This is a genomic window from Mucilaginibacter sp. SMC90, from assembly GCF_022811725.1.
Taxonomy (GTDB): domain Bacteria; phylum Bacteroidota; class Bacteroidia; order Sphingobacteriales; family Sphingobacteriaceae; genus Mucilaginibacter.
In genome coordinates, this window is record NZ_CP094527.1 from 561,155 (window position 1) to 574,289 (window position 13,135).

Sequence of the window (13,135 nt, forward strand, 5' to 3'; positions counted from 1 at the left end):
AAGCCTGTACCGGAGCTTAGTGTTTAGCCCACCAAAGCGGGGTTAATACAGCGTCGGGGGCACCGAGGGCCGATACTGCCTGGTTATAACCGTTAATGTTACTATTGCTCAGGCTTGATGGGTATTTCATGCGTTGAGGATGGAATTTAACACTGCTGGTCATATAATTTCCACTTGTTAAAGCAGGTAAATCTGGCATGATATCTTCAACCGCTGGGTTTTCAAAGAATGGTAATCCAAGCCTTCTGTGATCACTCCAGGTTTCTAAAGGCAACCATGGTAATTGTGCAAGGTATTTTTGGGTAATGATCTTTGTCAGCTGATCGTTTCTTACGGTACCTGACTTGTAAAGATCATTTTTAGGATAGTTGATAGCCACTGTACCTGCAGCACCGGTAAGGCCATCTTCATAGTTCATAGTATGTGTTGAAGCCGGCTCAACGGTATGGTCCCAGCTAACTGAAGTACCAACCCTGTTGTAGTCGGTTGATGCAAGATAGGTGGCCAGATTTGCCGTAGTGCCAAAGTATTCAAAGCTTTTCCTGATACCTGTTTCATAAGCTGTTTTGGCATCAACAGGTACGGTCCAGCCGCGAACTGCAGCTTCGGCCAAAAGGAAATATGTTTCCCACGGTCCAAAAAATACGCGCTTGTTATTGCCATTTCTGTATACCAGGTTTAATAGCGGTTTAAACCCGTTAGTTGTTATAGCATCGTTCATTGTAGCTTTGGCACCCCAGTTGCCATCGGCCTTAGCATTCCAGGTATTGGTTGAATTAAGCGTTTTAACAACTTTACCAGAGGCATCTTTCAAGTCTTCTTGCGTAGCGGTAAATGTTCCGCCGATTGCCGGATAGTTAGGATCGGTAAGGTTACCTGGGATACTGAATATTTTGTATGCCCGGGGATCAATAGTATAAGGCAAACCATTAAACCAATAGCCGGCAGCAGGATCATTGGTTTTGGTTGCAAACTGATCGAAGAAACGTTGTCCCATCCAATTGGCCGGTTTAATGGCCGAATCAAATGATGCATCCAGCTGATCGGCAGATTTAACACTACCTAAGCCAAATACCAGGTTATTATAGGTTGCAGATATAGGCAAGCCCATCCATGACGACTCCTTCCTGAACACGCTGCTAAGCGGGTTGTAGCTGTTAGGACTTTCCTGTACGCTGAAGGTTTGAGTAGCATCGGTAATGAAATCATTAGTAGCTGCTGCTGCTTCAAATTCGGTTTTGGCTTTAGCGGCGTCAACTTCTGATAACCGCATAGCTAAACGCATACGCATAGCGTTGGCATATTTACGCCATTTAGCATAATCATAATTGTACGCAGGGTCTTCTTTAGATACGTTCGCAGGGTTTACTATAGATAGATCGAGTTTAGCACTTGCATCTTTTAACTCATCCAACAGGAAGTAATAAACCGTTTTAACATCTTTAAACTCCGGATTTACACCTTGAAAACCATCAACCGGCATTGGGCCAAAGCTGTCAGAAAATTCGCTCATTAAATAAGCTCTCCAGATCCTTGCAACCTGGATCAGGTTTTGCGTATACGCTTTTGACGTTCCTTTAGCTATTTGATCGTTGCCAATTTGAATAGCGCTATTGGCAGCGTTCATCCATTGCGATGATTGCCTGTAATATTCAGATGTCCAGTCATCGCTGTATGAACCACGTGAAAATGTTTCGCCATCCTCATCCTGCAGGCCATGACCGCCCACTATCCAATATAAGATGAACACACGTTCGGATAACCCTGGGTCCTGTTGTGCACCAATAATTGAATTATTGATAAAATATTCTGTTTGTACCTGATCACCGCTTGCTTTGAGCGGATCGGTATTCAGATCGTCAAATTTTTTACATGATGACGCGGCAAGCAGAGCAGCTGCAACCATCAGGCTTGATTTTTTTAATATCGTTTTCATATTTTGTTATGAATTATTCTTTGCTGTTAAATTAAAAACCTACCGTTAAATTGAATAAAATGGTACGGGTTGTAGGGAAACTGCCGTTTTCAAAGCCGGTTGCGTTAGTACCGGTTGCATAAGATGACTCTGGATCCATGCCGTTCATGTGGCTGGAGATAAGCCATACGTTGTTAGCAGATACACCCACTCTTGCCCTTTGCATACCGATGCTATGCGCAAATTTTTGCGACAGGTTATAGTTTAACTGCACGTTCCTGATACGGATGTTAGAAGCATCATAAAGGTTAGCTTCAGATACACCCATGTTGCCGTGGCCCGCTACTACCGCCCAATAATTTTGTGCAGAAGTTTTAACCGTATTCTTTTCGTACTGATTTGTAGTTGGGTTTAATACAACACCGTCAACCAGCATGTCTGGCCTTTCGCCGTTTACAACCGTTTTATTAGATGTACCAGTGGCCTCCATATGAGCTAAGGTTCCTGAAAATACCTGGCCTCCAAAACGTGCATCTACCAGGAATGACAGATCAAAGTTTTTATAAGAGAATGTATTGGTAACGCCTAATAAGCTTGATGCCTGTTGATTGCCAAGTTTAGATTTTACCGGGTCAACTTGCGGTAAACCGTTAGCATCCAGTAACAATTGGCCATTATATGGGCTGCTCGCGTCTTTTACCCTCAATAAACGTGAGCCAATGATTTCGCCGTAAAGCTGCCCGCTTTGAGCTACAACAGATAAATCATCAAAACCGCCTAAAGCGTATTGAGTAACATCCTGAGTTAAATATTTAACGGTATTTCTATTGATAGAGAAGTTGACGCTGGTATTCCAGTTAAAGCCTTGTCCTGCTACAATTTTTCCATCAACCATTAACTCCAGACCTTTATTTTGGATATCGCCTGCATTTATTTTCCTTGCACTGTAACCGCTTAAACCGTCCATTGGCAGGTTAATTAATTGTCTTGTTGCGTTTGATTTGTATACGGCGAAGTCAAAACCAACGCGGCTATTAAAGAAACGCATTTCCAAACCGGCCTCATATGATTTGATCAGCTCGCTACGCACATTGGCATCAAAAAGTACATCGCCACGGCTTGCAGTTGTATTTCCGTTCGGATCTTTACCAATAGTGTAAACATTATATAACTGATAAGGATCCATGTCGTTACCAACAGAAGCAAATGAACCCCTTAATTTACCGTAAGTTAACCATGATGGCAAAGTACTGCCATTTTTGGTCATGAACTCGGTAAACAGGAATGAAGTACTAACCGAAGGGTAGAAGTAAGAACGGTTAGCAGCGTTCAATACTGATGACCAGTCGTTTCTGAATGTACCGTCCACAAACAGGTATCCATCGTAGTTTAAACCTAATGAACCGTAAACTGAATAGATATCGTGATTTGCTACACTTTGGTTAACGGTAGGGCTGGTTGTGCCGTTATTGATTGAAAACAAATTAGGAACCTGAAGCGGGTTTGCACTTGCACTTAGTGAAGATGCCTGACGGTTCATTAAGTTACCACCAAATGTAGCAGTACCGCCTAATTTACCAAAAATGTTATCTTTTTTTGCCGATAATAAACCGCTGTAGTTAGTTTCGGTAAAGTTGCTTTTGCCTAAGCCATAAGAACCGGTTGATGTTGGTGTAATACCTGCATAGGTACGGCTTTCGGTATTAGTAGTATAGGTATCAGCACCGCCTTTTAACTCCGCATTTAACCAGCTATTAAACTGATATTTGATAGATGCGTTCAGTAAAAACCTGTTTCTGATATCCTGGTTAAGGTTATACTTCGCGGCCCAATATGGATTGATCTCGTTGTTTTGACGCCACCAGATCATGTTACCGGCGTTATCGGTGCGGCCTTTAAAGTCCCTTACATCAATAGATGTAGGCAATAATGATAGTGCATTAAAGACGTTGCTGTTATTTGCACCTCCCTGTGGGCGGTTAAGAGCTGTGGCATTGATATATTGTACTTTGGTATCAATGGTCCATTTGTCGCCTTCGCCAAATTTACTTACTGTACGGCCTGTTAAGTTGTTCCTGATCAGCTTAGCACCAGGGATAATGCTTTTATCATCAAGCCTGTTGTATGAAGTATAAACAGATGTTGATTTATATTGCTGCTGAAACGAGATGCTTTGATTAGAGCTTAAGCCCTTATCAAAATAATTTGCAATGTTATCATAAGTATGCAACGGTGCATTTGTACCGTCCCATTTCTTCTCGTCTTGCCCGGTAGCTTTAGGTCCCCAGCTGCTGGCTAATGTATTTGAATAAGCATTATTTGTTCCCTGGGCAAAGTCCTGCTGCAGGCCCGGGCGTGCAAAAATACTCTCGGTACCTATTGATGATGAAATCGTGATACCCAGGCCTTTTTGTGTTTTACCTGTTTTGGTAGTGATCAAAATAGCACCGTTACCAGCCCTTGAACCATACAAAGCTGCTGCCGAAGGTCCTTTCAAAACGCTCATGCTTTCGATATCTTCAGCATTAATGTCTGACAAACCATTACCCATATCCAGCGACGGATTATAGTAATCATTGTTTGCAGCACCTGTAAAGTTATCCAACGGGATACCATCAACTACGATAAGCGGCTGATTTGAACCTGTCAATGAGTTATTACCACGCAGGGTGATTTTTGAAGAGCCACCCGGTCCGTTACCTGAACGGGTAATTTGTAAGCCGGCAACTTTGCCCGACAACGCATTTACAAAGTTAGGCTCTTTTGACGCAGCTAAGGTTTCGCCCTTAACTTCCTGAACAGCATAGCCCAATGATTTTTTTTCGCGTTTGATACCCAATGCGGTAACTACAACTTCGGTAAGCGCGTTTTCAGCATCTTCAAGTACAACGTTAATTGTATGTTGCGCTCCTACAGTTACTTGAGCTGGTTTGTAGCCCAAAAACGAAAACGTAAGTACAGCACCCTCTTTTACTTTAATGGTGTATTTACCATCGGCATTGGTGGTTGTTCCGTTAGTGGTGCCCTTTTCGGTTACGCTTGCACCGGGTATAGATTGTCCGGATTTTTCAGTTACTGTCCCTGTAACTGTTTTTTGTGCATACGCTGTCATCGTTATTACACTAAACAACAAGAAAGCGAAACACCTTAAGTAGATTTGTTTCATTTGTTTGGTTTTAATTATAGAAATTGTGTTGGTTTTATATATGATTTTGTTGTAAATCCTAATTAAAGTCGCAGTTCTCTATTACAAGTGTAGCCGCTCCTAAAAGCTCTGCGTTTGTTGCTACTGTTGATACCTGTATATCCGTTTGCTCGGCCAACCACGGAATGCAAAACTCATTGATTGCCTGCTGAATAGGGGCCATCAGTATTTTTCCGGCCACGGCCCCTCTGCCGCTTAATACAATAAGCATCGGGTTCATGATGTGTATTAATGTTGATATGCCTTTCCCAACTAAAAAAGCAGCATCAGAAAGAACGGAAACAGCCAGCGGATCTCCCGATTTCGCAGCATTCAGAAATAAATCGGCCGGCAACCCGCCTGTCGTTTTATAAATTTGCTCCATGCTTGAACTGGCACCTGAATCCATCTCAGATCTGGCACGGTCAATCATAAATACCAGTGAGGTATCCACTTCTAAACATCCTCTTTTACCACATGAACACATTTTATTGCTTTGTGATAACGGAATGTGGCTAAACTCACCAGCGTACCCACTATGCCCGCGAAATAAACTGCCATTAACGATCATCCCTAAACCAATGCCCCATCCAATGTTAACAACCAGCACATCCTGTAAATTTTTTCCGGCACCAAATTTCAATTCTGCTAACGCTATTAAGCTGGAGTCGTTGTCAATAAAAACCGGCAAACCCAGTTCTTTAGTCAGATGCTCTTTTAAAGTTACGCTGCCCTCCTGTTTAAAAAAGGTGTGATTTACACCTTTTATGGCGCTTACAAAGCCTGGCATACCTATCCCTATTCCCAATATCTGATTCAGCGGAATACCAGAACCGGATATATAATCTTTCAAGAAAGCAATGAACGTTTCCGTAAGCTTCGGGTTGTCATGTAAAACCAGTTCTTTTTTCTTCAGCCCGACTTTAACATTGTTCATCAGATCGTAAATAACCACCTGGGTTACCATCTGATCTACCGCCACCGCAACTATATAGCGCTGTTTATCAGCATTTAATTGAAACGATGATGCCCTTCTCCCCCCTGTTGAGGCTGCCAGGCCATTATCTTGTATATATCCATCGTCAATAAGCCCGTTAACCGTATTGGTAACCAGTGGCAAACTCTTTTGCGACCTGCGACTTAATTCGGCCAGTGTTAGCCTATTGTCGTAATAAAAAAACTTGATCAGTTCGTTGCGCAGTAATTGCTGCTTCATTTGAACGCTCATAATTGATTTGATAAACTTAAATATTTTTTTGAAAAAAACCAGAAACTTTATAATTTTTTTAAAAAGATTTAAAGAGTTAAGTTTTTAATTCTGAAGATTAAGAATCTTCTTAAAGACAATTAAAAACATATAGCTCTAAAAATCAATGCATTAAATCCAGCGGCTTAGAAAAAAGCCGTTAGTCAGACACAAGACAAGAAATAAGGGTAAAACAACTACAGGCAGCTCAAATTTATTTGGATTCACCGTTGATTGCGGCCTGGAAACAACAAGAGCTTTGCGAAATTTCGCAAAGCTCTTGTGTATTGTAATGCCTTTATATCAAAAAACGGTGAATGATCGTATCCTTTCGATGTTTATTCTACCACATAACCATAAGGTAAGGAAGTGCCTCGTTCATAGCTAACATACACAGCAGGTTTTTGCCGCTGAATAGTTTGTTTAAGGCTTGTTTAGGTGTTTCCCCGTAATATTTTTTAAAGGTTTCGATAAAATGAGAAACACTATGATAACCCAGTTTGGACGACATGTCATTAACGGACCTGTTTTCGACCAACATCTTACGGGCGTTTTCCATACGTTTTCTAATTACAAAGGCGTGTATAGTTGTACCGTGAACACGTTTAAAAGCTTGCTTAAGTTTTAGTTCATTTAAAGCTATTATCCGTGCAAGCTGTTTAATGGTGGGAGGCTGGTTAAGATTAGTCAATAAATACGCTTTTGCCGATACAACCTTATCGTACACATCATGCGGCATCTCAGTTTCGCGGTCGGTCAATTGCTTTTGAGCATGTAACAAAAGCAGCATTTCTTTCAGTTTCAATTCAAGGTAGTGGCGTTTGGTAGCATGATCATGATCATCACTCAGAAGTTCATTCAACACCTTTTTAATGGGGATATCAATAAAATAGCGTTGCTCTTCGGGCTGATACCCGCCACTGTCAAGCACCTGGTCTAAAAATGGATCGTGGTGTGCCCAGTGTTCATTAATAAGTAATTGCTTAACATAATTCCTTGACATGAAAATAGCCACGTAACTCACCTCGCGTTTAGGTGTCATTTCAATATTCCAGTGCAGTTCCTTTTGGTAGTGCCTGCTCATAATGCCCGATTGCAGATCGTAAAAATCATCAGCTCCTTTTTCCCATACACGCGAGTTACCGTCAAAAAATAACGTGATCCGTAAATGGTCGCCTTTAACAATAAATTTATCGGTAACGGGCTTATGAATACTAAACCCGGTATCAATAATACAAAGGCCAGGCATGTAAAGTGTTTTAGAACGAATGTCAACGTGCTGCCCGTCTTCGCTTATAATAGTTTTACTGTGTATCGGGCTCTCTTGCTTATAGTCATCTTCAAGTTCAAGGTCACAAATCGTTTTATTTACTTCAAGCAGGGTAGAACGTACAATCATTTCTATCGAATAATTATTTTTAATTAGTCTAAATAATAACTGCAAAGAAACGAATGATGATTGGTATAAGCGGCGTAAAAGTGAAAATAACTTGCGGGCGAGGCCTTTTTCAGCTCAAGAAAATACGTTTTCCGGCATTTTTAATACCATTTCCGGCATTTTTTAAACTACTGAAGACTTACTTTTGCCTCGTTATTTAAAATCAGTCTAAATAAAAACAATGTCGAATTTCTACTTCTTTTATCCTTTTCGTCTATTTCTAAAACTACAGACCGCTTTAATTCAGCAGGGTCTTAGGAAGCAAAAGAAGTAAGTCATTTTGAATTTGATTGAAGTATAATCAAAAACTGAGCTGCACAGCGGCAACTGTACAGCTCGTCTCAATTACTTGAGTTGCTCATTAAAGTGTTTATTCAAAAAGCGATGCAAATTAAAAAAATTCTGCTATTGGGCATGTTTTGCGCCTTTAGTTTCTTATCGAATGCCCAAAGTACAGGAGCGGTTAAAGGTTACATTAAAAATGATGCCGGCGAGCCGCTACCATCCGCAACAGTTAAGCTATTAAATACGCAGCTTGGTGCTATTTCAGATAATTCGGGCTTTTTCATGATCAAATCTGTAGCGGCCGGGCGGTATACGGTATCCGTAAGCGGTGTGGGATATAAAGTCCAGCAACAACAGGTTTCCGTTAACCCGGATAAAGAAACCGAGCTGGTAATGACCATTAAAGACGAAGCCATGAACATGGCTACCGTTACGGTTACCGGCAGGTCGGTGGTTCAGGAAAGCAACCGGCAGGCATTTAACGTAACCACGGTTGATGCCAAGAAGTTATATAATACCACACTTGATCTTGCCGGCGCTTTAGACCGCGTTGCCGGTATCCGTGTCAGGGAGTCGGGCGGTGTTGGCTCAAATTTTAATTTATCGCTTAACGGTTTTTCGGGTAACCATGTCAGGTATTTTATTGATGGGATTCCTATGGACAATTTCGGTTCGTCCTTTCAAATCAACAATATACCTATCAATATCGCCGAGCGGTTGGAGGTTTACAAAGGTGTTGTACCTATATGGCTGGGTTCTGACGCATTGGGCGGCGCTATTAACATTGTTACCGGAGACAGGTACAAAAACTATATCGATGTTTCTTATTCATACGGATCGTTCAATACCCACCGGAGTGTGATCAATGCAGCTGTTACAAGCAAACAAGGTTTCACCGTACAGCTTAATGCTTTTCAAAACTATTCGGACAACGATTATAAAGTAAAGGTTGATGCTGCAGATATCAACACGGGGGCTTATACCCCAAATGCTTTGGTGCGCCGTTTCCATGATGAATATCATAATGAAACCCTTATAGCTAACGTGGGCGTAGTGGATAAAAGCTTTGCCGATAAGTTATTGTTTGGGATTACGCTGGGCAAAAACTACAAGGAGATCCAAACCGGGGCCCGGATGGTTTCTGTATTTGGCGGCTGGCACCGCAAAGGCGACATTGTTATGCCAACCTTGAAATATAAAAAAGTGAACCTCATTAAAGGCTTGGACGTGACCATTAATGCCAACTACAACCTTGGCAGCGAACAAAACATCGATACCATGAATGTTCGGTACGATTGGTTCGGCAACAGCAAACCCAATGGATCAAACGGCGAGCGTGCGCGGAGTTTATACAAATACAAAAACAATAATGGTATTGCAACATCCATGTTTAACTACCGCATGGGCGAGCATCAGTCTCTTGCGTTAAGCGATGTTTTCACCACCTTTAACCGTAAGGGCAGCGACGTGCTGAATCCGGATATTGCAGATTATGAAACGCCAAAGAAAACACAAAAAAATGTTTTAGGCTTAGGTTATTCTTACGATGTGCATGATAAGTGGAGTACCTCGGTGTTTGGTAAATACATTTATCAAAATAACGTAAATGGTTCGGCAACAAACCAGGCAGCCACTAAAAAATTAGGATACGGTATTGCAGCTACATATTTCTTAACCCCAAACCTGCAAATCAAATCATCTTACGAGCTTACCAACAGAATGCCCGAAGCCCAGGAGATTTTTGGCGACGTTGAAAATCAGGAAGGAAACCCTAACCTTAAGCCCGAGCAAAGTAACAACGTTAACCTTGGCTTAAGTTATTCCTTCGCCATTAATAACAATAGCAAGTTTTTGGTTAACGCAAACGCTATCTACAGGCAATCAGACAATTTTATCTACAACAGGCTTAATAACAATCAATCCAAACTGGTAGCTGATAACCGCGATGGCGTGCGCACCATAGGCGGCGACGGCGAGATCAGGTACTCGTACAGCAACTGGTTAACCTTAGGTACAACCGTAACTTATCAGTACCTGCAAAACCTGCAAAAGTACGAACCCGGCTACACCGGTATCAGCCCGGTTTATAAAGACCAAATGCCTAACATCCCTTATTTCTTCGGCAATAGTGATGCCTCTGTATCACTGAAAAATGTAGGTAAAAAAGGCAATAACCTAAACATCGGGTATAATTTGTTATATGTGCACGCATTTTACCTGTATTGGCCAAGCCGCGGCGGCGACAAACTTGATATCCCCCAGCAATTAAGCCACGATATTAACATGGTTTATAGTCTTGCTTCGGGTAAATATAACATTGGCCTCGAGTGCCGGAACCTGACTAACGCCTACCTGTACGACAATTTCAGCCTGCAGAAACCTGGCCGGGCATTCTACATCAATCTTCGATATTTTTTAAATAAAGTAAACAATTAATCATATGAACATTAAAACTACAATTGCGGCGCTGGCTACAGCAGCTACGCTATTTTCCTGCTCAAAAAACAGTAACACAGCAACCCCAGAAAATCCGGGAAATTATATTCTTACAGTAACACCAGCAGCATCTACCGGTGTTGCCGACTACCTGCTTACTGCATCAAGCCTTGAAACAGGTTCAATTTCAACTGCCGGGAATGGTGTTGAACAGGACGGCACTTACCGATATTATGTTACCACCAACGATAAATTTTTCAGTATGCTTTATGGCCAGGGTAACCCGGGCGCTGTAACAGCCTACAATATTGTAAGCGGCAAGCTGAATAAGCTAACTAATTTTCAGACTGAAACCGTTCAGGCTTTTGCACCTGTTAATCAGGACTTGCTGTTATTCAAAATTTCAAGAACACCTACTACCCCGCTTTCTAACTGGTACAAGGTAAATACCAACAGCTTACTGATCACATCTGAAGGAACAACAAATACACTGGAGATGACAGGAAATGGCGAGCTGGCACATTTTAGCTGGCTTACCCAGGTTGGCGATAAAGTATATGCGCCTTACTTCAGCATTATTGACCGCACATTTGCCACCAATCACCCCGATGAAGCATCGATAGCTGTATTCAACTATGCCGACATGAAGGTTGATAAAGTGATCAAAGATACCCGTACCAGCTTTATTGGCAGATATTTTACAAGCGGCCTGCAACTTACTGAAAACAATGATCTGTATGCTTTTTCTGCGTCGGTGGCTGTTAATAGCGGTGGTGCATTTACATCAACCAAACCATCGGCAATTACCCGTATCAAAGCCGGTACAACAGAGTTCGACCAGTCATATTTCTTCGATTTTGAATCAGTTAGCGGTGGTATGAATATCACCAACTGGGTTTACCTGGGCAATAACAACTTCATTGTTAACGCCGGCACCAAAGCCGAAAAAGGTGCTTACACAGTTGGCTCTACCGTGGCTATTGTAAACGTGGTTGACAAAACCTTTAAAGTGGTTACCGGCATGCCGGCTAAAACCGATATCAACAGCTTAACTACCAATAACTACACTCCTAAAGATGGTAAAACCGGCTACATCGGTGTAAATCTTAAAGATGGTACCAGCTATGTATATAAAGTTGATGCAAGCACCTTAACTGCCACTAAAGGCTTAAAAGTTGATGGCGGCGTGATTACTGCTATCCAGTTCCTTAAATAAAATAACCTTATCTGCTAAACTCATTAAATAATACACAATGAAACCCACATCAACAGCAAAAAAGCCTAAAGATACCTTATTTAAAAGGATAAATAACTGGCTGCACCTTTGGCTTGGCCTTGGTTCGGGTGTCATTGTGTTTATAGTTTGTATTACCGGCTGCATTTGGGTATTTAACGAGGAAATTACCGGGTTGTTAGAGCCGGAATCTAAAATCGCTTATCAGGCAAAACCGGTTCTTACGCCATCTGCCCTGGTCGACATCGGGTCTAAGGCCTATCCAAAACTTGTTCCTTTTTACGCCAATTATCAACAGGGAAAAGTGATCAACCTGGGCTTGCGCAAGCCGGGGAAACCTGTTCGCCGTGGTGGTGGCGGCGGTGGCGGGGTTTTGCTTAAGATAGACCCTTATACGGGTAAAATTGTTGGTAAGGAGATAAGTAAAAAGGGCGATGTGGATTTTTTCCGGTTTATTTTGAACGGGCATCGCGCTTTGTGGCTGCCATATAATATCGGTCGCCCTATAGTTGATTATGCAACATTAATATTTGTTGTACTATTAATTACGGGGCTTATATGGTGGTATCCTAAAAAATGGAACAAATCAACCCGCGACAAAAGCTTTAAAGTAAAATGGAACGCCTCATTCAAACGTCTGAATATCGACCTTCATAATGTATTTGGGTTCTACGCGATGATCTTCCTGCTGGCTATTGCCCTTACTGGAATGGTTTTTGGCATAAGCTGGTTTAGCGACGGCCTGTATTGGGTAACCACCGGCGGACAGAAAATTAAAGAATTCAGGCGTTTCAAGTCCGATAGTTTGCAGCGGGCAAATGCATATGAGCCCAAGGTTGCCATGGATATTTTGTGGGAAAAAGTAGTAGCCGAAAATCCGAGATCGAAAGGCTTTTATTACAATTTTCCGGATATGGCCAATGCCGAAACTACCATTGGCATAACAGTGTACCCTACAGCCGGGCAGTTTTACAACAGCCGCAGCTACACCTTTGACCAGTATACCTTAAAACCAATTGTGCGTAACGATGCTTACTCGATACCTTACGAAAAAGCCGGAGCCGGTCAAAAGCTTCGTAAAATGAATTACGATATTCATATTGGGGCAATACTGGGCCTGCCCGGTAAAGTACTGGCGTTTCTGGTTACATTGATAGGTGCCAGCTTGCCGGTTACAGGGTTTTTAATTTGGTGGGGAAAACGGAACAAGAAATCATCTAAAAAGCCCAAAGGTGCCACATCAACAAAAAGCAATAGTGACCAGCCTGCCGTAAAACGAAAAATTCCGGTAGCCCCTGTCACAAAGTTCAAGGCAGGAATAGTTGAAAAGCAGAATGTTTAGCAATGAAAAATTGCTCAAAAACGCAAAAAGGCGATGGCATTATACCATCGCCTTT

At 41.9% G+C, this 13,135-nt stretch carries 7 protein-coding genes; 3 read left to right on the top strand and 4 right to left on the bottom strand.

Annotated features, from left to right (window positions below; genetic code table 11):
* Positions 1–16 precede the first annotated feature (16 nt).
* From MTO98_RS02525 to MTO98_RS02540, 4 genes are all read right to left on the bottom strand, one after another.
* Positions 17–1,936, bottom strand: coding sequence for a SusD/RagB family nutrient-binding outer membrane lipoprotein (locus MTO98_RS02525; protein ID WP_243485066.1), 1,920 nt, complete (start codon positions 1,934–1,936; stop codon positions 17–19).
* Positions 1,937–1,967: 31 nt separating this feature from the next.
* The gene (locus MTO98_RS02530; RefSeq protein ID WP_243485067.1) at positions 1,968–5,081 is read right to left on the bottom strand and encodes a SusC/RagA family TonB-linked outer membrane protein; all 3,114 of its coding nucleotides are present in this window, start codon (positions 5,079–5,081) and stop codon (positions 1,968–1,970) included.
* 58 nt (positions 5,082–5,139) lie between these two features.
* Positions 5,140–6,327 carry an ROK family protein gene (locus tag MTO98_RS02535; RefSeq protein ID WP_243485068.1) on the bottom strand — a complete coding sequence of 396 codons (1,188 nt, stop codon included), beginning with the start codon at positions 6,325–6,327 and terminating at the stop codon, positions 5,140–5,142.
* 361 nt (positions 6,328–6,688) lie between these two features.
* On the bottom strand, positions 6,689–7,744 hold the full coding sequence (locus MTO98_RS02540; protein ID WP_243485069.1) for an AraC family transcriptional regulator: 1,056 nt from the start codon (positions 7,742–7,744) through the stop codon (positions 6,689–6,691).
* Positions 7,745–8,167: 423 nt separating this feature from the next.
* On the opposite strand from MTO98_RS02540, the gene MTO98_RS02545 reads away from it, so the two are divergent.
* From MTO98_RS02545 to MTO98_RS02555, 3 genes are read left to right on the top strand one after another with little or no spacing between them, the layout of a single operon-like run.
* Positions 8,168–10,504, top strand: coding sequence for a TonB-dependent receptor (locus MTO98_RS02545; protein ID WP_243485070.1), 2,337 nt, complete (start codon positions 8,168–8,170; stop codon positions 10,502–10,504).
* A 4-nt stretch (positions 10,505–10,508) separates the two neighbouring features.
* Positions 10,509–11,720, top strand: a complete 1,212-nt coding sequence (locus MTO98_RS02550) for a DUF4374 domain-containing protein (protein ID WP_243485071.1) — start codon at positions 10,509–10,511, stop codon at positions 11,718–11,720.
* 37 nt (positions 11,721–11,757) lie between these two features.
* Entirely contained in the window at positions 11,758–13,080 is a 1,323-nt protein-coding gene (locus MTO98_RS02555) for a PepSY domain-containing protein (protein ID WP_243485072.1), read from the top strand.
* Positions 13,081–13,135: the final 55 nt, after the last annotated feature.

What these genes read in the sequence shown, in the direction of transcription:
- MTO98_RS02525 (WP_243485066.1), bottom strand. Translation starts at nt 1,936, where the DNA reads ATGAAAACGATATTAAAAAAATCAAGCCTGATGGTTGCAGCTGCTCTG.
- MTO98_RS02530 (WP_243485067.1), bottom strand. Translation starts at nt 5,081, where the DNA reads ATGAAACAAATCTACTTAAGGTGTTTCGCTTTCTTGTTGTTTAGTGTA.
- MTO98_RS02535 (WP_243485068.1), bottom strand. Translation starts at nt 6,327, where the DNA reads ATGAGCGTTCAAATGAAGCAGCAATTACTGCGCAACGAACTGATCAAG.
- MTO98_RS02540 (WP_243485069.1), bottom strand. Translation starts at nt 7,744, where the DNA reads ATGATTGTACGTTCTACCCTGCTTGAAGTAAATAAAACGATTTGTGAC.
- MTO98_RS02545 (WP_243485070.1), top strand. Translation starts at nt 8,168, where the DNA reads ATGCAAATTAAAAAAATTCTGCTATTGGGCATGTTTTGCGCCTTTAGT.
- MTO98_RS02550 (WP_243485071.1), top strand. Translation starts at nt 10,509, where the DNA reads ATGAACATTAAAACTACAATTGCGGCGCTGGCTACAGCAGCTACGCTA.
- MTO98_RS02555 (WP_243485072.1), top strand. Translation starts at nt 11,758, where the DNA reads ATGAAACCCACATCAACAGCAAAAAAGCCTAAAGATACCTTATTTAAA.